Raw genomic sequence first — 26,034 nt, 5'->3', positions numbered from 1 at the left:
CAGCTTATCTTAATGACAAGATAAGCTGCTTGTTTTTATTTAACAGACTGACGTTCTTCTAAATGATAAGGCAAAACAACTTCTGTTTCTTCTACATCCTCTTCATTGATTAATTTTGTCAGCAAACGCATGGATACCGCACCTAAATCATATAAAGGCACAACAATCGCCGACAGCTGAGGACGGACAATCCGTGCAAGATTTGAATGCTGGAAGCAGATGATCTCCAAATCTTCCGGTATGCGAAGATTTTGATCACGCACGCCATTCATAATACCAACCGCCACTTCATCGCTGCTGGCCATGACTGCAGTAGGACGATTGTCCAAATTCTTCAGGATATTCCAACTTTCATACGCTTCATCGTACGTATTGTCGGTTTCCACGATTAATGACTCATCAATTGTCAAACCCGCTTCCTCTAACGCACGCACATAGCCTACTCGCTTACATACTCTGTTGATGTCACGCGTGAAAGGACCTGAGACAAAAGCAATTCGCTTATGTCCATTATCAATCAGCTTCTTCACTACATCATAAGCAGCCTGCTCATGATCGATATTGACGGAAGGCAAATTGGTTTCGAAATCTAATGTACCGGCTAATACAATCGGCACGTTCGCTGTTTTCATTTCGGTCCGTACTTCAGGAGAAATGGAATCACTCATAAAGATCAGCCCATCTACTTGTTTCCCTAAATGGTCTTCAAACAGCTCCACTTCACGAGATGCGCTCTTATCCGAATTGGAGATAATAATATTGTATTCATACATCGTGGCTACGTCTGCAATCCCTCTTGAGAGTTCCGCGTAGTAGCTCTTCGACATATCAGGTACAATAACACCAATGGTCGTTGTCCGCTTGCTTGCCAGACCCCTTGCCACCGCATTCGGTCTGTAACCTAATCTCTCAATACAATCCAATACTTTTTTGCGTGTAGCGGGTTTCACATTCTGATTACCGTTCACTACCCGTGAAACCGTTGCCATAGATACGTTTGCTTCTCTTGCTACATCGTAAATGGTGATGGCCATTTCTGATCCTCCCAACAATCCTTATTCAATACTAGTATACAGTGTTCCCCCGTTTTATAGGGTATTTTCTTTATTTAAAAAACTTTAATATGTAGAAGGCACCGACCCTCGTAAGTAAGGATCGGTGCCCGATTGTCAGATCGTTTGGTGCGTGTTCATGAAACGCTGCATCTGTTCGTAGAACTCATCGAACTGCTCGATGTTCATTTGCTGGGCTGAATCCGACAAAGCAACCGCCGGGTCCGGATGTACTTCCGCCATAACGCCGTCTGCGCCTACTGCGATCGCTGCTTTAGCAGTTGGAAGCAATAGATCCTTACGGCCTGTGGAGTGTGTTACATCAACAAATACAGGCAGATGAGTCTCCTGCTTCAGAATCGGAACAGCTGAAATATCTAATGTATTTCGTGTAGCTGTTTCATAAGTACGGATTCCGCGCTCACATAGCATGATTTCAGTATTCCCTTTAGAAATAATATATTCAGCTGCATTGACGAATTCGGAAATCGTAGCAGACATTCCGCGTTTCAGAAGCACTGGCTTGTCCACCATTCCTGCTTCTTTCAGCAATTCGAAGTTCTGCATGTTACGTGCACCGATTTGGATTACGTCGATATACTCAAGCGCTTCTTCCAAGTGTGCCGGTGTAATGATTTCCGTAACAATCGACAATCCTGTTTCATCTGCAACTCGTTTAAGAATTTTTAACCCTTCAAGACCTAATCCTTGGAAATCATATGGAGATGTGCGCGGCTTGTAAGCTCCTCCGCGAATCATCGTTAATCCCTTGGCCTTGATGGATTTTGCAACTGCCAATACTTGCTCGTATGATTCTACGGCACATGGTCCGAAAATAAATGTAGGTTCAGAACCTCCAATTTTCTGTCCGTTGACGTCTACGATTGTATCTTCAGCTTTCTTAGTACGCGACACAAGCAGTGCGTTCTTCTGCTCGTCCTGCTGTACCTCCAGCGCCGACATGAATATTGACTTGAATACCTGTTCCAAAATACCGTCAGGCAGCGGGCCGTTATTGGCATTTTTTAGAACATTCAACATCTCCCGTTCGCGGATCGGATCATATCTATTAACACCTTGCTTTTCTTTTACTTTTCCAATTTCCTGGACTATAGAAGTACGATTATTGATCAGTTCTAAAATCTCTACGTTCAACTGATCGATACGACCTCTCAACTCACCTAAATCTTGCTTGCTCATCATTCTGTCTCCTCCCCGCACATATCATCCTTTTCTAACTGTGGAATCTATGTTACATTTTTATATAATAGACCAAGTATAAAGAAACCTCTTTGAAAAGTCACGCAATTTCACTGAATTAAGACATTTACACTATTTTCACATAGAAACGGGGTTGAAAATCCTGGCTAATACTTTATTCGCACTCGACATCGGAACACGTTCTGTTGTCGGTATCGTGCTAAAAGAACAGGAAGATTCATTTCACATTGTTGATCTGATCTCAAAAGAACATAAAGAACGTTCCATGATTGATGGGCAAATACATAATATTTTAAGCGTGGCTTCTATTATTCAAGAAATTAAAATGGAACTCGAAGAGCAGCATGGCAAGTTAGAACGTGTCAGTGTTGCTGCTGCCGGCCGCTCTCTTAAGACAGCTGAAGGCTCCGTAACCATTGATATCTCGGAGCGCTCCTTGATCTCAACTGAAGATATTAACCGATTGGAATTATCAGCAGTGCAAAATGCCCAGCAAACGCTGCTTTCTTCTCAACATTCAAAAGAAGAAGATCATTATTACTGTGTAGGATATTCTGTCTTGCACTATAAATTGAACGGCGAAGACATCGGGAGTCTGATCGACCAGACCGGTACAGAAGCTACGATCGAAGTCATTGCTACGTTCCTGCCTCGTGTTGTAGTTGAATCGCTGCTCGCCGCTTTAAAACGTGCTGATCTGGAGATGGAAGCCCTTACGCTCGAACCGATCGCTGCTATCAACGTACTCATTCCGCCATCCATGAGAAGATTGAACATCGCGCTGGTTGATATCGGTGCGGGTACTTCCGATATTGCGATTGCCAATGAAAATACCGTAACAGCTTACGGGATGGTGCCGGTGGCAGGCGATGAAGTGACAGAAGCGTTAAGCAGTCATTACTTGCTCGACTTCCCGCCTGCCGAGCAAATGAAGCGCCAGATTTCTTCTGAAGATCCGCTGACCGTACAGGACATACTAGGCTTTGAACAGAAGATTCCTTCTGCGGAAGCCGTGAACGTCATTTCTCCTGCAGTAAAACGTCTGGCTGTTTCGATTGCAGACGAGATTAAGAGGCTTAACAATAACTCTTCACCACAGGCCGTCATGATTGTCGGAGGCGGAAGTCTAACGCCTGCTCTGCCAAAGGAATTGAGCGTACAGCTTGAACTGCCCGAAAACCGTGTAGCCATTAGAAGTCTGGACGCTTTAACGGGTGTTACTCTGGACGAGTCAATTGAAGCCTCTCCCGCTCTTGTAACGCCAATAGGTATTGCGATTGCAGCCAAAAGAGCGCCGATTCATTATATGTCGATCACAGTCAATGAACAAACGATCAGGCTCTTTGAACTGAAAGAAATGACAGTAGGAGACGCACTGCTTGCCGCCCATGTATCCGCCCGCCAATTATACGGCAAGCCCGGCCTCGCGTTGACAGTTAAGGTGAATGGCCAATGGGTTACGATTCCGGGCGAGCATGGCTCTTCTACAAGGATTTTATTAAACGGAGCCGAAACGAGCACGAAAGACCTGATTCGTAATCAAGATGTGATTGAGCTGGATTTCGGAAAAGACGGAAGTGATGCAGAAGCTGCTGTCAGCGACCTGGCAGACGGACCTGCGTCCATACACTTCTATCTTGATGGACTGCCCATCACACTTGAGAGCGAAATACTGTTGAACGGTCGTGTAACTTCGTTAGACACACAGCTTGCTGACCGTGATGAATTGACCGTGCGTCTGGCGAATACATTGGCTGCCGCTCTTGAAAGATTTCACGGCGCAGCGTATTTATTGGCTTCCGAACCTGTTACCGTGAAGTGGAACGGCGTAAACCATGTGTTAAAAACGCGCTCCAACAGCTTTCTGATAGACGGAAAAGAAGTTTCTCCGCAGCATATTGTGCAAGATGGAGATCGTATTGAAACAAAACAGCCGCCTTTGCTTCAGATTAAAGATATCGCTGATGAATTAGAGCTTATTTTGGAAGCACGTGCTGATGTGACTTTCAATAGTCAGCCGGTGACCATAAAAAAACAGCGAATCGCCGCGTATGTTAACGGCCAGCCCGCTGAACTTATGGATCAAGTGCATCCGAATGATCAAGTGGAATTTAAGACTATTTCCGATGCGCCTATTATATTTAGTGATATTTTCTCTTTTACCGACTTTTCACTTCCAGCCAATTCGGCTTCCGCTTATCGCTTATTGCGAAATGACGAATCGATTCGATTTAATGAACCTATTTTCGGAGGAGATCGTCTAGAAATCCGTTTTGAATAGAAGAAAGCCGTCATTCCTCGAATGACGGCTTTCTTTATTACGCAATCAGTTATTTTTTGTACTGACCGGCTGATTAGGATTCACGTTTTTATTGGGTTTCTGTTTTTCATTTTCATCCATCGGCTTGTCCGTTTTCTTAAGCTCTCCGGATTTTTCATTATTTTTGTTCATGCTTTTATAGTCCGTTGCTTCCTCGCCTTCAGAAGACGCAGTGCCATCATCCATTGGGATGTTTGTTTTTGAAGCAGCTGATTTCACTTTATCAACTAATTGACCGGACTGTTCCTGGATTGTCTGAGAAAGTTCTGATGTTTTATCTTTTGCTGCAGAAGTAAACGCTGCAGTTTTTTCTTTTGCCGTATCTGTCAGGCCGGCTGTTTTGTCTTTGGCTGCACTGGATAGCTCGACCGCTTTTTCTTTTGCAGTTGAACTTAATTCGATACTTTTATCTTTCAACTGTGAGGCTTGTGTTGTAAAATCCTCACGCATCTCACGTCCGGTTTTAGGCGCAAGAAACAATGCAGTGGCTGCACCGATGATGCCGCCTACAATTGCGCCTGCAAGGAAGCTTCCTGTGCCGCTGCTGTCATCTTCATACAGATCATTCGTAGAACGGTATGTGTAATTGGCAGGATATTGCGGCTGCCCGTACGTATTCGTATAAGTACCCTGGTTTTCATTGAAATTTGGTTTGTTTTCTGTCATTTTTCTTCCTCCTGTGAATTAAGTGTTTGGTATGCTGCTTAGGAAAATGCTTGTACTAGGAACGGGCTTTATACACTGTCCAGCCTGAAGACTTTGCGGGCTGTCGCTCTTTCACCTGATCGTACAGACCGGCTGCAACTGTTCCCCATTGCAGAACCTGCGCGATTTTTTCACTGTTTTGTTCAGCTTTCGAAGTAACAGAGCTGGAGATTTGATGAACGGATCGATTTAAGTTGGTAACCGATTCTCCTACCCCTTTTACAGCATCCACTACAGTGTTCAGCTTTTCCACTTTTCCTTGCAGATCTTCAGCCAGCTGATTGGTTTTATGAAGAAGCTGCGTGCTTTCTGTTGTGACTCCTTCTAGTTGTTTTGTCAAATCATCCATAGTGTGTGAAACACTGCTCAACGTAGTCTTTAAAGACCCGAGCGTCATGGCAAGACTGACACATAGAATAAGGAATGCGATTGCAGCCACAACTGCTGCAATGTAAAGTAAATTAACCACTGACCTTTTCCCCCTACAGCATATTCTATACGAAAACTTTACCCTTCTTACAGAGCTTTTAAACTTTTCGTCTTATTACTCCTCTTCGACATAACTAGGCGATATCCTTTAATAAATTCCAATTGTTTCATGGCTCTTCACCAAAACATGTGCTTGACAGTCTATTTCATGAGCAGTTTAAGATTTGCTGGGATTACGCAGTATAGGATAGTAAGTAGGTAGGAGACCGTTCCCCTGCGTTCCAGGCGGACGCGTGTCTTGCGGGCCCGCGGTGAGCCGACTTGGTCGCAAGCTCCCGCAAGTCGTCTCACCTGTCGGGCTGATCCTCCCAGAGTCGCCGCCTTCCACTCCGGTACACTGGCTGGTGTTTTAATACTTTTTGTTTGAGTGACAGTATGATCATACTATTTGAAATTATTACGATAAGTGTGGTGTTTCATGCAATACGTAATATCCCGCAAAGACTTAGATTCTTATGATCAATGCGTATACAAAGTCGAGAAACGAAAACCATACCAACTAAATTCGTACTCTGCAAAAAACAATATGATATACTTTCTACATACCAGCGAAGGCGCAACTGCGGGGTCGGCCGTTGCGAAGCGAACAGCGAAGGGTTCGCTTTGCCGTATTTCTGCTTTCTTTGCAGAAATTAAGGCAATGATGCACGCCCTTCGCCAGTAGGCTTATCGCGTAAGGCAATCCCCCAGCGCCGAAGCAAGTTTAAACTGCAGCATGATTTTCGCAATACATACATGACTAATTATCAAGAACTGATTTTGGTGCAGACCCTGTTTCATAATAAAAAAGAAGAAACAGCTGACACGATGGTCAGGCTGTTTCTTCTTTTGAAATACTGGACTTGAATTGCTGCAGATATTGTTGAATGTCGCCTGCACCCATAAATAGAATTACGGAGTTTTGATGCTGTGCAAGTTCGGACATGTCGTCCAGTTTCAGATGCTGCGAATTTGGAATTTTATTGACTAAATCAACAATCGTCAAGTTGCCGGCCTGTTCTCTTGCCGAACCAAAAATATCACAAAGATATACTTGATCTGCTTCTGAAAGACTTTCCGCAAATTGATCCATCAGCGCAGCGGTACGCGTAAATGTATGGGGTTGGAAGACAGCCACCACTTCGCGATTAGGATATTTTTGACGTGCCGAATCCATCGTCGCTCGTATTTCTGTAGGATGGTGCGCATAATCATCCACCAAAATTCTTCCTTCATATTCCATGACGGAAAATCTTCTTTTCACTCCGGTAAATGAAGCAAAACGTTCATTGATCACTTCTGCGGGGATATTCTCGTAGTGACACAGAGTAATGACGCCAAGTGCATTTTTAATCGCATGATCCCCTGTCTGCGGAATCGTGAACCGGTAGTAGAATTCATTGCGGATAAAGACATCAAAAGAACAGCCTATTTGGTCTTTCTGAATATTTGCTGCGCAGAAATCATTGGAAGATTCCAGCCCGTAATAGACAATCGGCACCTGCGTTTGCAGACGTTGGAGATTCTCATCATCACCGCACGCAATCAGAGCTTTTTTCACTTGGCCCGCCATCTCACTGAATGCATCCAGAATATCATCTAAACTGGTGAAGTAGTCAGGGTGATCAAAATCAATATTCGTCATGATTGCATAATCCGGATGATAGGCTAAAAAGTGACGTTTATATTCGCATGCTTCAAAAACAAAGTACTCCGTATTCTCGACGCCTTTTCCAGTACCGTCTCCTATAAGGTAGGAAGTCGGCGCATACCCGCCGAGCACATGTGACAGTAATCCGGTAGTAGACGTTTTGCCGTGTGTTCCCGTAACCCCGACTGACGTAAATTGCTCCATATAAGTACCCAGGAAATCATGATAGCGAATTACTTCAAGTCCCAGCTCTTTTGCGCGCATCAATTCTGGATGATCATCTTTAAAGGCATTCCCGGCGATGATTTTCATGCCGGGCTGAATATTATTTTCATCAAAGGGCAGTACTTTTATATTTCTTTCATGTAAAGGATCTTCTGTAAAAAAGTATTTTTCTACGTCTGAACCTTGGATTGTATATGCAGAATCATGCAGAAGCTGGGCAAGTGAACTCATTCCCGAACCTTTGATGCCTGTAAAATGAAACAATGTCATATTGAAACCTCCCGGGAATTCTTTCATCCCACTTTTTATCTTCAGCACAAACATAATGGGCTGAAGAATATATCTTTTCATAGTATAGCATGTGTTTGAACAAAAAATTAGTGACTAACTATGGAATCCATCAGCTAAGAAAGCTTTCTAGCGCCTGGTGAGTCAAAAACACATCCCGCGGCTTGCTTCCCCGCTGTTCCGATATGAATTGGTTCGATTCCATCCGGTCAATTAATTTTGCAGCACGATTATATCCGATGCTGAAATGACGCTGCAGCGAAGAGGTGGATGCACTCCCCTGCTCAATGACAAACGTACAGGCCTGCCGGAATAAAGGGTCAGTTTCCTCTTCTTGAACAGCCGCCGCCAGTAAGTCTTCCTGGCCGAATAAATAATCCGGTTCCGCTTCATTTCGAACATGTTCTATTATACGCTCAATTTCATCGTCCGTGACAAATGTCCCTTGCAGCCGGACGGGTGAGGATTGGCCATTTCCTAAGTAAAGCATATCTCCTTTACCCAGCAATCTTTCTGCGCCTACACCATCCAGTATTGTTCTGGAATCGACCTGTGAAGAAACAGCAAATGCGATGCGTGTCGGGATATTTGCTTTTATCGTGCCGGTAATGACATCTACTGAAGGACGCTGGGTAGCGATAATCAAATGAATACCGCAAGCACGTGCTTTTTGCGTAATCCGGCTGATGGAAATTTCTACATCTGCCGGCGCCATCATCATTAGATCTGCTAACTCATCGATGACAATCAGCATATAGGGCATTTTTAAAGAAAAACGGCGTGACTCCATGACCATTTCATTATAGCGTTCGATATTGCGCACGCCGGAATGGGCAAATAATTCATAGCGCCTTTCCATTTCTTCCACCGCCCATTTAAGAGCAGCGGTAGCAGCCTTGACATCCGTAATAACAGGACTCAGTAAATGCGGAATTCCGTTATACGGCGCAAGCTCCACCATCTTCGGATCAATCAGCAGTAACTTCAAATCATGATAAGACGCCTTATACAGCAGACTAATCAGAATGGAATTGATGCATACAGATTTACCGGAACCTGTAGCCCCGGCAATCATTCCATGCGGCATTTTACGTAAATCCAAAGTTTGCGGCTCTCCCGTCAAACTTAAACCTAAAACGGCTTCTAAAGGCGAGTCGGAAGAATTAAATGACGCACTCTCAATGACTTCTGAAATACGGACCGCTCTCGTCTGGCGATTCGGTATCTCTACTCCGATCATGCTCGTGCCTGGTATCGGTGCTTGAATTCGAATATCTCTCGCTGCCAAAGCCAGTTTCAGATCATCGGTCAGATTTCGTATCTTACTTACTTTTACTCCTTGCTCCACTGTCAATTCGAACATTGTGACAGCAGGTCCCTGCACAGCTGCCATAACGGTAGCCTGGATGGAGAAATAAGACAGAGCTTCTTCTAATTTAGCGGATTGATGTTGCAGCCACTCTTCATCTTTTATTTCTTCTTCCGGAGGCGCCAGATAGCGCATAGAAGGAAAAGCATAAGACGGTGGCGGTGTATCTTCAATTTCTTCAACTTCTTCTGTTTCAACCATTTCTTCAGGCGCTTGCTGTACCATTGGGGCTGTAGTTATTGCCGCCGGCTGAACAGGTACAGCTTCTTCAAACTGTGGCTGCACCGGCGCTTGCTCTATGAATGATGCCTTTGCATTGGCATTCTTCGCGAGCAGTTTTTGTTTATCAGATTGAAGCATCAATACATTAAAAGGCACGATCTTCTCTTTCTTTTCCGGAACATTCTCATCCAGCTGTCCATCATGGAGACTTTCCTGTTCCTCTGCTTCGATTTGTTCAGTAGAAAGAGAGGGCAATCGTTCTATTTCATTTGTTTGCTCTTCCTCTGACAACATTTTTTCTGATACTACCGGTGCTTGCAGCATGTTTCGTTCTTCTGGCTGTAATAAGTCTTCTTCTTGATTTGCTTCTACCGATTCTTCTATTGTCAGCGCTTCTTCAAGTTGTTCTTCCTCGGCAATTTCTTCTTGTTCATCTTCGATCAGTGTAGCGACGCCAGACGAAGACGGGCTGTCAAGAAGTTCTTCAGCTGCGGGAGATGAAGACTGGATATATTTCTGATCTGATGGAATTGCTATTTTTTCCGTTTCCTGCTCTTCTTTTTCTTTTGAGATCACTTCTAAATTATCTTGTTCATGTTCTATAATATTATGGATTTCAGGAAACTCTAAAGCCTCCGGAATAGACTCCGGGCTCGGCTGCTGCTCTTCCAGCTGAACAGTCTTTTCTAGTATTTCATCCTTTTTAAACATCTCAGCTGCGTAAGATTGTGTTATTTCCAGTTGTTCTGCTTCTTCCTGCTGCCTCTTTATTTTTGCTGCTTCCATTGCAGAAAGAATCGGTGAACTTTTACGGTAGCCATAAATAGGTGACGGCACTTCTGTCGGAGAAAACGGGCGGCGTGACGGTTTCGGCCGTTCTGCCAGAGGCGTCGGTGCCAGTGCTGCTTTAACTGCCGGTGAAGCCGGCTGACTGCTTGAATAAGATTGCGGTTTAACAGATTCAGGACGTGCTGCCGCCCTGTGGATCTTCCCCTCTTGTACATGCTGTCCGGGCCAGCGTTCATTTTGATGAAGCGGCACTCTCTCATACTCTTCTTCTGATTCTTGCTGCAGATAGTCTTTTATATATTCATTTTGAACGATTTCTTTCTCCCAGCCATAAATTTCATGATCGGAAACAATGGGAAATCTAAAATTTGTTTTTTTATTATTTTCTATATCGCCTGTTAAAGCATTTTCATATGGATCGATTGTATGTCCATCATCTTCTTTCATTTGCTGAAGACGTCTTTTCATGTTTCGTAACCAACTCAAATGTATCACTCTTTTCATGTCAATCAATCTATTTTAACAGGTTACTTGCATGGAAATCAAACAGATGCATATTCTTATTAATAAAAATGAAGATGAGATACTTATCAAAATACTTAGTTAAGTTTATTGCAGTAGAATTGCATCGCGGAAATCAAAAAAAGCTTTTGCTGCATGCTGAATTCAGCATGCGGCAAAAGCTTTTTGTATGGAATAATCAGATCAAATTACGAAAGCTTCCCCTGCTTCTCTTTGTTCATCAAGCACGAGGATCCCTTTTTCTTCCGGTGCATCTTTAAGTCCCAGCTCTTTAGCTGAACAGATCATGCCTGAAGAGGCTGCACCGCGGAGTTCCGCGTCTTTAATGATCATTCCTGAAGGCATGACAGCCCCCACTTTAGCAACAACCACTTTCTGTCCTGCTTCTACATTTGGTGCACCGCAAACGATTTGCAATGTCCCGTCTCCTACATCCACCTGACAGATATTGAGTTTATCAGCGTTGGGATGTTTTTCTTTCTCAGTCACATATCCTACGACGAATTTCGGACTGAAGTCCAAATCCAGCTTAATATCAGCTTCATTTTTCTGAAGGGCATCTATCAGCTGCTCTCCCAGTTCTTCAGTTAACTCTACCTGTCCAATTGCAGAGACGTCAAAATACGTGGACACGTCAAATAAATTGAAACCGATAACTTTTCCAGTTGTCTCATCTTTTAATATGGCTATATCATTTTTCCGTTCGCAAACCACCTGAGCCGGTGTGTCTGTCGTAAGCTGGACGAATAACACATCGCCTACTCCTTGTGCATTATAAAATACGTTCATTTTTTCTTTTCCCTTCTAGCTAATCTGTTTTTTGCCATAATGAAAATGGGTTCCAGCTTGCCGTCTTCATAAATAAAAGACAGTGATGTAACCGGCACTGCGCCGGTAGTGAAAAACTGCATAGCCATCTGTGCGATGACATCATAGCCAGTATCATTACGTACATCTGCGATAATCAGGACATCCTGATGCGGTACAGAAACAACCATATGTCCTTCTATCTTTTGTTCCATCTCTTTCAAAAACGGCTGATTTAGAATACGGCTGGCATCATAACCATCATTATTGTTGATGAAGTAAAATACATTATCGGAAACGGTATCTGTTTTCCATGCTGTTGGCAGCGTCTTCACTGTAAACATCGCCACCTCCTGCACTTCTTTTTCCGTCATGTTCAGATCTTTTAACATACTTTCATCAATCAGACGATAAGTCGTGCCCAAATCAAGTGCATAATATATCTGTGTCTCCGCTGTATGATCTTTCGTCAAGAACGGTATCCCTGCTGCACTTTCTTTTGGAAATGAAGTGGAGCGGATAACAGGATAAATATTCTTTTGATCAGAAAACCCTTTCGTCTGCTCTTGTTCCATTGCATCAAATGTTTCCTGGATGGTGTAAACGACTTCATCTATTGCACGTTCATTTTTGCTTTCATACTTAGCTAAAATTTCGGGCAATGAAATGTCCATCCCGTGATGAAGAGTGTGGTGAACGATTCGCAGCTTGTCTGCCCTGCGATCAAATTGCCATTCAAACTTCTCCGCGGGCAGCCGGCGTTTCAGTTCTTCCACTAAGTCCTTTGCTTCCATTACAGATTCTCTCCTTTCTTACTCGTTATCTTTCCAGTTTCTTGCTCTTCATGCTGAACTGAACGGGCAATTTGCATCATTTTTTCCAAATACGAGTTGATATTCTCTTCATTTGTCACAGTTTCCACTCTTGCTCCGCCGACACCGGCAATCAATTCGACCAGGTTTTCGCTTTTCTGAATGACTGCTATGAACCCGAATGCTTCATCTTTTGCAAAAGTCTGCGCTCCGATTAAGTTTTCCGGTTCCTCTGTCAGCAGTAAATCATAATAGACGCGGCTGTCTTTCTTTTCATTCGGATTGACTGTCAAATAAAATGAATCATTTCGTTTGGTTAGTACAACCGTTTGAGAAGTGGATTGCTTGTCCGCTTTCATCGTAGCCGGCTTATGAAACTTTATGTCGCCAATTGTCTCGTTTGCTCTTTTATCATTCGCTTCAAAGGCGTTCTTTGCTGCGATAAATGCATTATCTGTACGGCTTTCTACTTTCTGAGAACATCCTGCAAGGAAAACAGCAAGCAATAGCAGCAAGATCATCTTTCCATTTCGTAACATCCAGTTTCCCTCCTTCTCTGCACCCTGCATTTCTATCAGTCCTATTCTAATCGCATGCCGTTATTAATGCAATCTTCGTTTGGAGGCAGCCTGATCATAAAGAAACTGGCCGATCAGCAGCTGCATGATATGTTCAAATAATACATCCCGGGGCACCATCTGGGCAGTCAGCATTCCCATCGCCCCTTCAGACATTCGGATATCCTGCTTTTGAAAATATTGATCGGCGGCATCTCCTAATTCAATGCCTTTTCTAATTTCCGAGGCTAATGTTTCCGGTAAGGGAATCTGGGCGCCTGCAGCAGTAAACGTCTTGCCGTCCGGCGTGGTCAGTGCACCCCAATTGCACAGATACATACTGTCTCCGACCAACCGGACTCCACCTTCCAGTCCGATTCCATAAGCATCTTCATGCAAGCTGCACACTGCCTCCGCACGATTAATCGCACCCTGCCTGGTTTCCATATCACTCATAGGCTGCGCATTCACTCCCGACGGCACGGAAACAGAAGAAATATCACTGCCCGACAAATACTGTTCTACAATATTCGAAACAGCACGCAGTTTTGCTTGATTTTCTGAACCGAGTATAAATTTCATGCGGCGAACTCCCTTCTGCCTATATCAACAGTTCTGCTTAATCGTTTCCACAGTCGTTTTATCACACGCTTTCACTAAATGAACAAGCAGTTCTTTAGCTGCCGCATAGTCATCAGTATGGATAATGGAGGCAGCTGTATGAATATAGCGCGAGCAGATTCCAATGACTGCGCTAGGAACGCCTTCATTGGCAATATGAACCTGACCTGCATCCGTTCCGCCTTGAGAAACGAAATATTGGTATGGTATATGATGAGTTTCTGCAGTATCCAGAATAAATTCTCTCAATCCGCGGTGTGTCACCATTGTGCGGTCCAGAATTCTTAATAAAGTACCTTTTCCAAGCTGTCCGAACTCCGTCTTATTGCCGCTTGCGTCATTTGCAGGACTCGCATCCAGTCCAAAGAATAAATCTGGATCTATCATACGCGCCGCAGTCTGCGCACCGCGAAGACCGACCTCTTCCATTACAGTCGCACCTGAATAAAGCGTGTTGGGAAGCTCCTCATTCTTCACTTCCTGCAATAATTCAACCGCAAGACCGCAGCCATAACGATTATCCCAGGCTTTAGCCATAATTTTTTTAGGGTTGGACATCGGCGTAAACGGACAGACAGGCAGAATTTGTTGCCCCGGTTGAATACCAAAGCTTTCCGCATCGGCTTTATCATCGGCACCGACATCGATCAGCATGTTTTTAATATCCATCGGCTTACTTCTTTCAGCATCACTTAATAAATGTGGAGGGATTGAACCGATAACCCCCTGCACAGTATCTCTTTCCGTTATGATTTCCACTCGCTGTGCCAGAAGGACCTGGTTCCACCAGCCACCCAGCGGCTGAAAACGCAGCATCCCATTGTCTGTGATGCCTGTTACCATAAATCCAACTTCATCCATATGGCCGGCAACCATGATTCTCGGCTGGCCTTCTTTTCCATGACGAATTCCGAATACACCGCCGAGACCATCTTGAATCATTTCATCTGCATTTTTTTCAAGCTGTTCACGCATAAACGCCCGGACACGATACTCGTTCCCCGGTGCACCCGGAAGTTCCGTTAAGGTGCGAAATAATTCCAATGTATCTTTGTTCATACAGATCCCTCACTTTTTTATGTTCGTCTTTCATTATATAGAGACGGTAATCGGATGAAAACTATTTAGGTTCATTTCTAACTTTTACTGTCACGAGTTTGAGGAAAATGAACCGAAATGGCGACCGTATAAATCGCAATGTTCTTTTAATCTATGGTACACTATAAGAAATGATTTGCGAAGGAGGCTGCAATTAGCCATGAGAGTAAAAGAATTTTTAGCCGGAATTTTAACAGGGGTCGCTGCAGGAGTGGTAGTCAACGAAGCATTCAACAAATTAAACGAAGAGGTCCCTGCCGACAATGTACTTAAAAAAGTAAAAGACGCTTTTAAAGAAGAGGGCCCAATTGACGGTTCCTGGATCGTCATGAAACCAGAACCTTACACGAACCACGTCATCTCTATGGATGTATACCGCGGAGGCGTATCCCGCATGAAAGACGGCAAGCTTGAGCAATATGAATTTGCAGCAGATGCAAAAACAGGCACGGTCGTTGAATTAGTTCGTCAATAATTGTATTAAATGCAAAATTAGTAAAAGACACGTCCCGCTAAATTGGGCACGTGTCTTTTTAATTTATCTTGTTCGTGGAACATTTTCTGTGATCTTCTTGCCGTCTTCACTGAATCTGACCATTCGATAGACCGCATCATGATAGAAAATGAATCCATAATTATTTGGAAGCGCTTCCTTCATCAAGCGCTCTTTAGCAAATATAGATTCCATAGGATAGTCATCGTAAGCAAGCACCCACAGTGGATTGGAATGTGCGTGAGTTGGCATAATATCTGCCATATGGATCAGTGTTTCACCCGCCTGCTCAAGCTTAATGACACTGTGTCCATCGCTGTGCCCGCCCGTGTGAATCATTTTGATACCCGGCATAACATCCAGCTCATCTTCAAATGTGTACACTTGATCTTGAATCGGTTCCCAGTTTTCCGGCCAATACGTGTTGCGTGAACGGATATTCGGTTCTCTCATTTCATCCCATTCCACTTTAGAGGTGAAAATCTTGGCATTCGGGAACACCGAAACGAGATAGTCGCCTTTCCGTTGCGTTAAGCCGGCCGCATGATCGTTGTGCAGATGCGTCATGAGTACCATATCAATATCCTCTGGAGTCAGTCCAAGCTCTTTCAAGCTTTCCTCTACGCGTGTTTCAGCGCGTACTCCCAGATTGCGTTTTTTCTTTTCATCCAATTTCCCTTTTCCGATACCGGAGTCAATCAATAGATTCTTTCCCTCGTACTGTATCAAAATGGGATCGGTCCGCAGTTCAATCAAGTTATTTTCATCTGGTTCATACCGTCGTGACCACAATGCTTTCGGCACGACACCAAACATCGCGCCTCCGTCCAAGTAGTTCACGCCGCCGTCAAGCCATGTCAATTTCATATCATGAAAAGTTAATTGATCCAAATTAATTCCTCCCTGCATTCTAATTTGCATGATGTCCGCCAGCTTACTCATAGCCGGCGGACTACTCCGCATCGTCCACATGTTATTACTTTACGTTCTGATACTGGGCTTCCATCCGATAAATCGGCTGGCCCTTGCTTGAGAACTTCTCTTCGTACTCTGTCAACACATTGTCTTCCGGCATGTTTGCGTGCAAGTCCAGCGAAACTGACAGTAATTTCATACCGTAGTCTGTCATCGATACTAATGAATATTCGAAGAGAGAACGATTATCTGTCTTAAAGTGAATTTCTCCGCCAGGCTTCAAAATCCCTTCATATTTCTGTAAAAAGCTCTCATGGGTTAAACGGCGTTTTTCATGGCGTGTTTTCGGCCACGGATCTGAAAAGTTTAAATATACCCGGTCTATCTCTGCCATCTCAAAAATCGATTCCAAGTCTGCCCCATTTGCGCGCAGCAAACGAAGATTCTTCGGCTTGTCTTTTTCAATCGCTTTTTCTAAAGCTGATACAACTACATTATCAAAATGCTCAATGCCGATATAATTAGTTTCTGGATTTGCCAGCGCCATTCCGATGACGAACTGGCCTTTTCCCGTTCCTACTTCAATGTGGATGGGCGAGTCATTGCCAAACACTTCCGCCCATTTCCCTTTACTGCTTTCCGGTTCCATAATAAGCATGTCGGGATGCTCGGCCATAAAGTCTTTTGCCCATGGCTTGTTTCGTAAACGCATAATCAGTACACTCTCTCTTTACCTTTAAATTCTATTGTTCTTCTGAAATTTCATTCGCATCAAACAATCTGCTCAATGCCGTCGTCTGAGCGTGATCTAAAATAGCTTGTGCGGCCTTGAATTGGGTATGTTTCATCGGGCTCGGATTATTACTGAGCCGCTCAATCCACTGTTCATAGTTTTTGCGGTCAATGGTTGTGACTTCATAAGGTGTTCCCGGATAATCAATATAGCCGTTTCTGGATAAAATCAACTTCTTAATCGGTATTTCCACATTCGCTGCTTTAAAGAAGGAAGATGCCACTTTCTCCATCCGGTTCAAAGCGATGGTGGGATTCAGCACTTTAATCTCCTGCTCGCCAATTTTCTTCAGCCAGAACCGGTCACTGCTGCCGATATAAGCGGCCATCCGTTCGTCTTCCAGTACAGTAATACAGTAACAGGCAGTCGGCGTCAGCAAAATGACGTCCAGTTCCATGGGCGCTTTATTGACTTTGACGATTGGATAATAGAAGAGCAGGAAACTGTCCGGCAATCGCAGGGTAAGCTGCTTCAATAACGTGTCCGTAAAATATTTCGGATCCACTCGCGAACGGTCATACAGCGTAGAACTCGCCCATTTTAACTGGAATTGAAAGAGCTGGTCTTTATAAGAATTTTTCAGCTTTTCCATACTGTTGGGACGCTCATCTATGGCTGCTTGAAATGCCAAGTCCGTTTCCGCACCTTCGTCTTCCCCTCTCGTCGTTTCCTCTTCCTCCAGCTCTTCATCACGGTGCTTCCTCCACTTCTTGAACAGCTGGGAATACCATTTATTCTCTTCACGCACATCTTCTTGTTCTTCTGGTTGATTTTCGAATAAATCCACACCATGCTCCCATTGGTTTCTGATCCGATTCCATTGATAGCGTTTCAAACGAATGAACTGCGTAGGATAGCGGGACAAATCATTTTCATAACGGGAAACATAATCCACAAGTTTAACTAGCTGGGCCATTTGCATCTCTTTCTTGAGCCTGTCCAGCTGCAACCAGCACTGGAATTTGTGCTTCAAACATTTCCTGCAGCTGTTTTGTGATCATTCCTGGTACACCTTTTCCAACAGTCCGGCCGTCGATGGTTACCACCGGTGTAATCTCAGCATTTGTTGAGGTAAAAAAGAATTCATCCATCGAGCAGGCTTCTTCTAACGTAAATTCTTTTTCCACTGCCGGTAATGAAAGCTCCGAAGCGAGACGAAGAACGACACGGCGGGTAATCCCATTCAAGATGAAATGGTTTGCCGGGTGCGTGTACAGTACGCCTTCTTTTATCCCAAAAACATTCGATGCGGATCCTTCACGTACGATGCCGTCACGGACAAATAAAGCTTCCTGACATCCAGATTCCACCGCTTCCTGCTTTGCCAATACATTCCCTAGCAAATTTAAACTTTTGATATCGCAGCGGAGCCAGCGCATGTCCTCTACTGACTTCATTGCCGCACCTGCTGCGAGCTGTTCAACCGGTCTCGGATTTTCCACCGTATAACCTGTTACAACCGGCGGCATGTTCTGATCCGGGAACTGATGCGCACGAGGTGCAACTCCGCGAGTTACTTGCAAATAAATATGCCCTGTCGATAATTCATTTTTCTGCTGAAGCTCTTCCGTAATTTCAATTAGCTGTTCCAATGTATAAGGCAGGCTCATTTTAATTTTCGCGGCACTTTCAATCAGCCGCTCCAGATGTTCATTCGCCGTATAGAGCATGCCATCGTATACTTTTATCACTTCATAGACACCGTCACCAAATGCATAGCCGCGATCGTTTATGGAAAGATTCATTTGTTCTTCCTGCAGATATTCTCCGTCTTTAAAAAAGATCATACAACCGTCACCTCTTCTGTTATGAAAGCTCAACAGTAAAAAACTCTGTATTCATTCCGTCGATTGCAGAAGAAGATCCTTCTGCTGAATTCAGATGTACACACTGCCAGTTTCCTCTTTATCTATTTTCACATGTTTAGCTGATAAAATAAAGGAAAACTATCTTAAAATGCTCAGTCGGTAGAAAAGCAAAAATATGTGCGATTTATCCGAAAATACGTTATAATTATATTGTCAGAACATTTAACTTACTATTCTGGCATAACTAATGAAGAGGAGCAGGTCAGGGAGAGTAATCTCAGAGAATCACCCAAGCTTCTTAATTGAAGGATTGGCGTGAAAATATGAAGATGAAGGAGTGGTTTCTTTAATGAACCCAGCTACCGATCGCATGTTAATTCGTATCAAAGATGTCTATTTGTTCATTCGGGATAACGGAAAGGTTACTACAGAAGCCGTCGCGGAGGAATTTAATATTTCTCAGCGCACAGCTCAGCGTGATCTCAACGTTTTGGAGTACAACGAATTGATCAAGAACTCAGTCCGTGGCGAATGGACGACGACTTCCAAGAAAGTGAAATTACCTTCCTGACTCCGCATCCGATAGAAGCTTCAACAAAAGGCTGACGCAATCGCATCAGCCTTTTTGCTTGGAGCTATCCAGTTTCATTAGTTGCTGCAATTCTTCTTCTGTCAACTCCCTGAATTCTCCGAGCTTCAAGTTCTCATCAAGTTCAAGAGGTCCCATTGTCAGCCGTTTCAAATATACGACGGTCTTCCCTACTGCCTCGAACATCCTTTTTACCTGATGAAACTTTCCTTCCGTAATCGTCAGTTCAATTTCAGAAAACTCGTCCGAATGAATGATCTTCAATATTCCCGGCTTCGTTTCATACCCGTCATCCAGTGTGACGCCCTGCAGGAAAGCTTCTGTGTCTTCATCAGTGACCCGCCCGTCTATTTTTGCAAAATACGTTTTCGGCACCCCCTTTTTCGGCGACAATAAACTGTGTGCCAGCTGACCGTCATTTGTCAGCAGCAGCAAGCCTTCTGTATCTTTGTCCAGACGTCCAACCGGGAACGGTTCAAAGTGGCGCTCTTCATTTCCGAGAAGGTCCACTACCGTACGGTCACGATGATCTTCAGTAGCAGACAGCACGCTGGGCGGTTTATGCATCATTAAATAAATATGCTTTTTATAGATGACTTCTTCACCGAGCAATGAAACGGCATCTTTCTCAGGATCTACATGTTGCGCGGGATCTTTCACCGCCTCCCCGTTGACGCGGATCATGCCTTTTTTCAGTATCTGACGCACTTCTTTTCGGGAGCCGTATCCCATATTTGATAATAGTTTATCCAGTCTCATTCGTTACCCTCCCATTCCGAAGCGCTGCGCTATGCGTGTCAATCGTTCTCCGAATAATCTTTGCGCAAGTCCCGACTTGAATGCGAGGAATCCGTAGATTACCATGCCGACACCCGTGCCGATCAGAACATAGAGAAGCGCCTGCCAGCGACCGACCGGTACATGCAGAGCATTCAGTCCTTTGCTTGTCAGCCAGACGCCCGCAAACATAATCGCATTGAAAATCAAAATCAGAATCACACGTCTGATCACCATCTGGGATTTATAGTTCAGCACCTTTTTGATGACCAATAAATTGATGCCGACAGCTGTCGCATAACCAATCGCAGTAGCTAAAATCGCACCGTTCGTCTCGAATACTTTAATTAACGGGATGTTAATAATCATCTTGATAAATAATCCTAGCAATGCAGAGAAGACAATCCATTTATGATAGTCAATTCCCTGTAAAATCGCCGCTGTCACTGTAAACATGGCAAACAGGATCGCGACAGGTGCATAGGCTGCCAGTATATTAGCTCCTGAAACATCGAATTTGTACAAGAACTGATATATTTCCGTATTCAGAACGATGAGTCCTGTAACCATGGGAATCGTCAGGAATAACATAATCTGATAGGTCTGATCGAGCGAACGGGTAATTCCCTGCTGATCATTTTTCGCGTAATAGCTCGTAATAATAGAAATTAATGCCATTGAAAAACCTGTCGCAACCATGACTGGAATCATAACAACCTTATGCGTCAAGAAGTTCAATTTTCCTAAAAGCATGTCACTGACACTGGATAGTCCGATTGATTTCATCGCATCATTGAAAGTCACCATATCGACGAACTGATACAGCGGATTAATCGTACCGACTAAAACGAACGGCAGTGCATAGGTCAGAATTTCCTTATATATCTGTTTCAGCGGAAGTGATCCGGCCGGCGGACTATTCGTCAATAAATAATTGAATTCATCGCGGTATTTCTTCCAATAGTGATATAAGCTCCAGAGCCCTGCAATCGCACCGATGAATGCAGCAAACACGGCAAACTTCACAGCAATGTTCGGAGATAATCCGAGTACATTTACCACGACAAATGTCCCCGCCAAGACGAAGACGATCCGAATAATCTGTTCAATCAATTGCGAGACGGAAGTCGGTTCGAACTTTTGATACCCCTGCATGAATCCGCGGCTGATGCTGAGCAAAGGAACTGCAAGCAAGGCAAAACTGACCCAGCGGATGACCGATGCAATATCTTCCACTGTGAAAATTTGTTCCTCGTCTTTTATGACAAGTCCTGCAATCGGTCCTGCTAAAGCAAACAATGCAAAGAACGTCAGCAAACCGGTCAGAGACATGAGCAGCATGCCCGATTTCATTAATTTCCGTCCGGTCGCATAATCGCCGAGCGCATTATATTTTGAAACGAATTTTGAGATGGCAAGCGGCGCTCCCGAAACAGCGACAGCAAGTGCCAGATTATAAGGTATGTATGCATACTGATAGAGATTGACACTTTCATCCCCGACCATCGCATAAAACGGGATGACATAAAGCAATCCAAGTGCCTTCGACAAAAATAAGCCAATTGTTAATATGGCGGTGCCTTTAAGTAGATTCGATGCCATGTTTGATTCCTTCCATTTCTTAAGAGATACTTATACAGTTTACCCCTCGGCACGTCTTTGTACAATCTTTAACTGACAGCAACTTGGTGTATAATGAAAATCAAAACGAATGAAAGCGTGGTTCTACTATGTATGATGTAATCGTGATCGGCGGCGGGCCGTCCGGCTTAATGGCTTCCATTGCAGCTGCTGAACAGCATAAGCGGGTGCTGCTTCTTGAAAAAGGACGAAAGCTCGGCAATAAATTGGCAATTTCCGGCGGCGGACGATGTAATGTCACCAATCGGCTGTCCCAGGAAGAAATCATTAAGAATATCCCGGGAAACGGCAAATTTTTATTCGGACCATTCTCTGTATTCAATAACCAGGACATTATCCAGTATTTTGAGGGACTCGGTGTTCCGTTAAAAGAAGAAGATCACGGCCGGATGTTTCCTGTCTCCAATAAATCCAAAGATGTGGTCAATGCCTTATTGGATCAAATGGATTCACTCGGTGTGGAAGTCCGTCTGGAAAACCGTGTGCAAAAACTTTTGATGGATGATGAAAAAATTCTCGGCGTGCGATTGGAAAACGGCGAAGACGTGCGCGCCCGTGCAGTTGTGGTGGCAGTCGGCGGCAAAGCAGTACCCCAGACCGGCAGTACAGGTGACGGCTATCCATGGGCTGAGCGTGCCGGCCATACGGTGACGACACTTTATCCGACAGAAGTTCCTTTATTGTCCAGAGAGCCTTTTATCGTTTCGAAAGAACTGCAGGGCCTGGCGCTGCGCGATGTCAGTGTGTCTGTGCTGAATAAAAAAGGCAAAACACTCGTGACGCATCAAATGGACATGCTCTTCACTCATTTCGGCCTAAGCGGTCCGGCAATTCTCCGCTGCAGTCAATATGTCGTCAAGGAACAGATGAAAAATGGCAGACAGCCTGTTCTTCTGCAAATCGACTCTGTACCGGATCAGCATGAAGAGCAGCTTGTCCAGTCTATAGCCAAACTTGTAAAAGAAGAATCTAAAAAACAAGTGAAGACTTCATTAAAAGGACTCGTCCCTGAACGCTGGCTATTATTTTTACTTACTAAATCTGAAATTGGCGAAACGGAAATCGGAGCAGATATTTCTCGCGAAGCGATTCGAGGACTTGCCCGCCTGTTGAAAAACTTCCCTGTTCACATCACAGGCACACAGCCTATTGAAAAAGCATTCGTTACGGGCGGCGGTGTGTCCGTGAAAGAAATCGAGCCGAAAACAATGGCATCACGAAAAAAAACCGGTCTCTTCTTTTGCGGAGAGATTTTGGATATCCACGGCTACACAGGCGGCTACAATATAACAGCCGCACTCGTTACCGGCAGATTAGCCGGGATGAATGCCGGGAAGGCAGAATGAAATTTCGGGACCTATGATCACTTGAATGTGAGTTATGAGCGGCAACAGGGCTGCTATGATCACACAGCCGGCACCAATGATCTCCTGCCGGGACGATATGAGCGGCTGGACACAGAGTATGAGCGCCTGCCCGCAATTCATGATCATCTGCCCGCCATCCGCACAATAAAATAAGCCGTCCGGAGATTTCACATCTCCGGACGGCTATTATTTTATTTATCCAGCGACAATATTGACCAAACGTCCAGGAATCGCAATAATTTTCTTCAATTCCTTGCCGTCCATCCACTGCTTGACATCTTCATTTTCCAACGCAGCTTGTTCCAGCTCTTCCTTCGTGCTGTCTTTCGCTATCGTAATCTTCGCACGGATTTTACCGTTGATCTGAACTGCCACTTCAACTGTGTCATCCGTTAATTTCGTCTCATCATATGTTGGCCACTGTGCATAGACAGCAGTTTCTGTATGGCCAAGCTTCGCCCACAGTTCTTCTGATAAGTGGGGCGTGATTGGTGAAATCAGCAAAATAAATCCTTCGATATAGGATTTCGGCAATTTATCTGCTTTATAGCATTCATTGATGAAGACCATCATCTGAGAGATCGCTGTATTATTGCGCATCGATTCGAAGTCTTCCGTTACCTTCTTGACAGTCTGGTTATACACTTTTTCAAGCGGTCCACCAGTGTCATCTGTTAATTTGTCTGTCATCGTACCGTCTTCGTTAACCAATAAACGCCAGATGCGGTCCAGGAATCGGCGGGATCCGTCCAGACCATTTGTCGACCATTCTTTCGAAGCGTCAAGCGGCCCCATAAACATCTCATATAGGCGCAATGTATCTGCACCATGTGAATGAACGATATCATCCGGATTGATGACATTACCGAGGGACTTCGACATTTTCACATGTCCTTCCCCTAAGATCATTCCCTGGTTGAATAGTTTCTGGAACGGCTCTTTCGTCTGGACCACGCCGATATCATACAATACCTTATGCCAGAAACGTGCATATAATAAATGCAGCACCGCGTGCTCTGCTCCGCCTACATAGATATCGACCGGCAGCCAGCGTTTTGCCAGTTCCGGATCTACCAATGCTTCCTCATTATGAGGATCGATGTAGCGTAAGTAATACCAGCAGCTTCCTGCCCATTGCGGCATCGTATTCGTTTCGCGGCGGCCCTTCATTCCTGTTTTCGGGTCTACTACATTGATCCATTCCGTAATATTCGCAAGCGGTGATTCACCTGTTCCGCTCGGCTTAATATTATCCGTCACCGGCAGCATTAGCGGCAAATCAGATTCCTCTACCGTTGTCATTGTACCGTCTTCCCAATGAATGATTGGAATCGGCTCGCCCCAATAACGCTGGCGGGAGAACAGCCAGTCGCGCAGACGATACGTAATTTTACGTTCTCCGGTGCCCTGTTCTTCAAACCATTCAATTGATTGCTTGATTGCTTCTTCTTTATCCAGCCCGTTCAGGAATTCAGAATTCACATGCTCCCCTTCACCTGCATAAGCTTCCTCTTCAATATTGCCGCCTGAAACGACTTCAATAATTGGCAAGTCAAATGTTTTTGCAAATTCATAATCACGCTCGTCATGCGCAGGAACCGCCATGATTGCCCCAGTACCGTAAGATGCCAATACATAATCTGCAATCCAAATCGGCATTTTCACACCGCTTGCCGGGTTCACCGCATATGCCCCGGTAAATACGCCGGTTTTATTTTTTGCCAAGTCCGTACGTTCCAAATCACTCTTCGATTTCACTTGGTCTATATACTGTTCGACAGCTTCGCGCTGGTCGTCAGTCGTAATCTTCTGTACTAATTTATGCTCTGGCGCCAAAACTGCATACGTCGCGCCGAAAATGGTATCCGGACGTGTCGTGAACGCTTCAAATGAAAGATCAGTATCAGCAATCTCAAATTTGAGCTGTGCACCTTCCGAACGGCCGATCCAGTTGCGCTGCATGTCTTTTAAGCTTTCAGGCCAGTCCAGCTCATCTAAATCTTCGAGTAAACGATCAGCATATTCCGTAATACGCAATACCCACTGACGCATCGGGCGGCGTTCGACAGGATGATTCCCGCGTTCAGACAAACCATCAATTACTTCTTCATTTGCCAGAACCGTCCCTAACGCAGGACACCAGTTGACCGGCACTTCATCCACATACGCAAGTCCCTTATTATACAGCTGAATAAAAATCCACTGAGTCCACTTATAATAGCTTGGATCAGTCGTGTTGATTTCACGGTCCCAATCATAAGAAAAACCTAATTCCTGCATTTGACGCTTGAAAGTTGCAATGTTTTTCGCTGTAAATTCAGCCGGATCATTTCCTGTGTCGATTGCATACTGCTCTGCTGGAAGACCAAAGGCATCCCAGCCCATTGGATGCAGCACGTTATAGCCTTGCTTGCGTTTGAATGCACTTAGAATATCCGTTGCAATATAGCCCAGCGGATGACCCACGTGAAGACCCGCTCCAGACGGATACGGAAACATGTCCAATGCATAAAACTTCGGTTTTGACGGATCATCCGTCATTTTATACGTCTTATTTTCGTTCCAATACTTCTGCCACTTTTCTTCAATCTGTGCATGATTATAGCTCATCTGAAAATTCCTCCAATTCAAATAAAAAAGCCTCCGCCCCTGTCATAAGGGACGAAAGCCATATAGATTCCCGCGGTACCACCCAAATTGACGGTTGAATCCGTCCAACTTGAATCCTTAACGCGGAATACGGTATCAGTTACATCAATTCACCAATACAGGCTCCCAGGCGAGTTCGTTCTTCGTTTATACAGACTTGCACTGACCGTCTGCTCCCTGAAAATAAACGATAGAAGTACTATTCCTGATCCAAACCTTCATTATTTTCTTCAGTTTACCCGAAACATCGTTTGAATACAAGCCTTCCCTGTCGC

General features: G+C 44.4%; 23 protein-coding genes and 1 other annotated feature. Of the genes, 5 read left to right on the top strand and 18 right to left on the bottom strand.

The features are described 5' to 3' along the window. Positions 1–35: 35 nt before the first annotated feature. Both ccpA and NCCP2331_RS04585 read right to left on the bottom strand, forming a co-directional pair. Positions 36–1,034: a catabolite control protein A gene (gene ccpA / locus NCCP2331_RS04590; protein WP_153722938.1), complete on the bottom strand. Its 999-nt coding sequence runs from the start codon at positions 1,032–1,034 to the stop codon at positions 36–38. Between the two features lie 135 nt (positions 1,035–1,169). Then, positions 1,170–2,252, bottom strand: coding sequence for a bifunctional 3-deoxy-7-phosphoheptulonate synthase/chorismate mutase (locus tag NCCP2331_RS04585; protein WP_251668922.1), 1,083 nt, complete (start codon positions 2,250–2,252; stop codon positions 1,170–1,172). A gap of 154 nt (positions 2,253–2,406) precedes the next feature. Between NCCP2331_RS04585 and NCCP2331_RS04580 the strand changes: the two genes are divergently transcribed. After that, complete coding sequence (locus NCCP2331_RS04580; protein ID WP_309296357.1) at positions 2,407–4,554, top strand: cell division protein FtsA; 2,148 nt, start codon at positions 2,407–2,409, stop codon at positions 4,552–4,554. Positions 4,555–4,599: 45 nt separating this feature from the next. Here NCCP2331_RS04580 and NCCP2331_RS04575 read toward each other — a convergent pair whose 3' ends face one another. The 9 genes from NCCP2331_RS04575 to NCCP2331_RS04535 all read right to left on the bottom strand — a co-directional run bounded on the left by NCCP2331_RS04575 (position 4,600) and on the right by NCCP2331_RS04535 (position 14,688). Further along, positions 4,600–5,259: a YtxH domain-containing protein gene (locus tag NCCP2331_RS04575; protein WP_153722939.1), complete on the bottom strand. Its 660-nt coding sequence runs from the start codon at positions 5,257–5,259 to the stop codon at positions 4,600–4,602. 55 nt (positions 5,260–5,314) lie between these two features. Beyond that, the gene (locus tag NCCP2331_RS04570; protein ID WP_153722940.1) at positions 5,315–5,767 is read right to left on the bottom strand and encodes a DUF948 domain-containing protein; all 453 of its coding nucleotides are present in this window, start codon (positions 5,765–5,767) and stop codon (positions 5,315–5,317) included. Positions 5,768–6,598: 831 nt separating this feature from the next. Then, a complete protein-coding gene (gene murC, locus NCCP2331_RS04565) occupies positions 6,599–7,912 on the bottom strand; it encodes a UDP-N-acetylmuramate--L-alanine ligase (protein ID WP_153722941.1) in 1,314 nt (437 codons plus the stop codon). Between the two features lie 130 nt (positions 7,913–8,042). Continuing rightward, entirely contained in the window at positions 8,043–10,796 is a 2,754-nt protein-coding gene (locus tag NCCP2331_RS04560; RefSeq protein WP_251668866.1) for a DNA translocase FtsK, read from the bottom strand. A gap of 219 nt (positions 10,797–11,015) precedes the next feature. Beyond that, positions 11,016–11,621 carry a YtpR family tRNA-binding protein gene (ytpR, locus tag NCCP2331_RS04555; RefSeq protein WP_251668864.1) on the bottom strand — a complete coding sequence of 202 codons (606 nt, stop codon included), beginning with the start codon at positions 11,619–11,621 and terminating at the stop codon, positions 11,016–11,018. Then, entirely contained in the window at positions 11,618–12,433 is an 816-nt protein-coding gene (locus NCCP2331_RS04550) for a DUF1444 domain-containing protein (protein WP_251668862.1), read from the bottom strand. Before NCCP2331_RS04550 ends, ytpR begins: the two co-directional genes overlap by 4 nt. Further along, the gene (locus NCCP2331_RS04545; RefSeq protein ID WP_251668860.1) at positions 12,433–12,990 is read right to left on the bottom strand and encodes a hypothetical protein; all 558 of its coding nucleotides are present in this window, start codon (positions 12,988–12,990) and stop codon (positions 12,433–12,435) included. The genes NCCP2331_RS04550 and NCCP2331_RS04545 overlap by 1 nt, the downstream gene beginning before the upstream one ends. Before the next feature lie 63 nt (positions 12,991–13,053). Beyond that, positions 13,054–13,590 (bottom strand): DUF84 family protein, encoded by a 537-nt coding sequence (locus NCCP2331_RS04540; protein ID WP_251668857.1) that lies wholly within the window; start codon positions 13,588–13,590, stop codon positions 13,054–13,056. Positions 13,591–13,614: 24 nt separating this feature from the next. Next, on the bottom strand, positions 13,615–14,688 hold the full coding sequence (locus tag NCCP2331_RS04535) for a M42 family metallopeptidase (RefSeq protein WP_251668855.1): 1,074 nt from the start codon (positions 14,686–14,688) through the stop codon (positions 13,615–13,617). Between the two features lie 199 nt (positions 14,689–14,887). On the opposite strand from NCCP2331_RS04535, the gene NCCP2331_RS04530 reads away from it, so the two are divergent. Beyond that, positions 14,888–15,202: a hypothetical protein gene (locus NCCP2331_RS04530; protein ID WP_153722947.1), complete on the top strand. Its 315-nt coding sequence runs from the start codon at positions 14,888–14,890 to the stop codon at positions 15,200–15,202. Between the two features lie 63 nt (positions 15,203–15,265). On the opposite strand, the gene NCCP2331_RS04525 is transcribed toward NCCP2331_RS04530, so the two are convergent. The 4 genes from NCCP2331_RS04525 to dat all read right to left on the bottom strand — a co-directional run bounded on the left by NCCP2331_RS04525 (position 15,266) and on the right by dat (position 18,715). Beyond that, positions 15,266–16,111, bottom strand: coding sequence for a YtnP family quorum-quenching lactonase (locus tag NCCP2331_RS04525; RefSeq protein ID WP_251668853.1), 846 nt, complete (start codon positions 16,109–16,111; stop codon positions 15,266–15,268). 85 nt (positions 16,112–16,196) lie between these two features. Then, positions 16,197–16,847 (bottom strand): tRNA (guanosine(46)-N7)-methyltransferase TrmB, encoded by a 651-nt coding sequence (gene trmB, locus NCCP2331_RS04520; protein ID WP_251668851.1) that lies wholly within the window; start codon positions 16,845–16,847, stop codon positions 16,197–16,199. A gap of 31 nt (positions 16,848–16,878) precedes the next feature. After that, positions 16,879–17,844 (bottom strand): nuclease-related domain-containing protein, encoded by a 966-nt coding sequence (locus NCCP2331_RS04515; protein WP_251668849.1) that lies wholly within the window; start codon positions 17,842–17,844, stop codon positions 16,879–16,881. Next, positions 17,828–18,715: a D-amino-acid transaminase gene (gene dat, locus NCCP2331_RS04510; protein ID WP_251668847.1), complete on the bottom strand. Its 888-nt coding sequence runs from the start codon at positions 18,713–18,715 to the stop codon at positions 17,828–17,830. The genes NCCP2331_RS04515 and dat overlap by 17 nt, the downstream gene beginning before the upstream one ends. 370 nt (positions 18,716–19,085) lie before the next feature. On the opposite strand from dat, the gene NCCP2331_RS04505 reads away from it, so the two are divergent. Next, positions 19,086–19,307 carry a DeoR family transcriptional regulator gene (locus NCCP2331_RS04505; RefSeq protein ID WP_153722952.1) on the top strand — a complete coding sequence of 74 codons (222 nt, stop codon included), beginning with the start codon at positions 19,086–19,088 and terminating at the stop codon, positions 19,305–19,307. Positions 19,308–19,352: 45 nt separating this feature from the next. On the opposite strand, the gene NCCP2331_RS04500 is transcribed toward NCCP2331_RS04505, so the two are convergent. Then, positions 19,353–20,084: a pseudouridine synthase gene (locus NCCP2331_RS04500; RefSeq protein ID WP_251668845.1), complete on the bottom strand. Its 732-nt coding sequence runs from the start codon at positions 20,082–20,084 to the stop codon at positions 19,353–19,355. Positions 20,085–20,087: 3 nt separating this feature from the next. Further along, a complete protein-coding gene (locus NCCP2331_RS04495; RefSeq protein WP_251668843.1) occupies positions 20,088–21,704 on the bottom strand; it encodes a putative polysaccharide biosynthesis protein in 1,617 nt (538 codons plus the stop codon). Between the two features lie 128 nt (positions 21,705–21,832). On the opposite strand from NCCP2331_RS04495, the gene NCCP2331_RS04490 reads away from it, so the two are divergent. Both NCCP2331_RS04490 and NCCP2331_RS04485 read left to right on the top strand, forming a co-directional pair. Next, a complete protein-coding gene (locus tag NCCP2331_RS04490) occupies positions 21,833–23,089 on the top strand; it encodes a BaiN/RdsA family NAD(P)/FAD-dependent oxidoreductase (RefSeq protein ID WP_251668841.1) in 1,257 nt (418 codons plus the stop codon). Between the two features lie 21 nt (positions 23,090–23,110). Next, on the top strand, positions 23,111–23,263 hold the full coding sequence (locus tag NCCP2331_RS04485) for a hypothetical protein (protein WP_251668839.1): 153 nt from the start codon (positions 23,111–23,113) through the stop codon (positions 23,261–23,263). A gap of 42 nt (positions 23,264–23,305) precedes the next feature. Here the strand turns inward: NCCP2331_RS04485 and leuS are convergent, their stop codons facing one another. Next, positions 23,306–25,720, bottom strand: a complete 2,415-nt coding sequence (gene leuS, locus NCCP2331_RS04480; protein WP_251668837.1) for a leucine--tRNA ligase — start codon at positions 25,718–25,720, stop codon at positions 23,306–23,308. A 44-nt stretch (positions 25,721–25,764) separates the two neighbouring features. Continuing rightward, positions 25,765–25,981: a binding site (T-box leader), on the bottom strand. Positions 25,982–26,034: the final 53 nt, after the last annotated feature.

It is taken from the genome of Sporosarcina sp. NCCP-2331 (genome assembly GCF_023707945.1).
Taxonomy (GTDB): domain Bacteria; phylum Bacillota; class Bacilli; order Bacillales_A; family Planococcaceae; genus Sporosarcina; species Sporosarcina cascadiensis.
The sequence above is the reverse complement of the archived record's forward strand: the minus strand, read 5'-3'. Positions and strand labels throughout refer to the sequence as shown.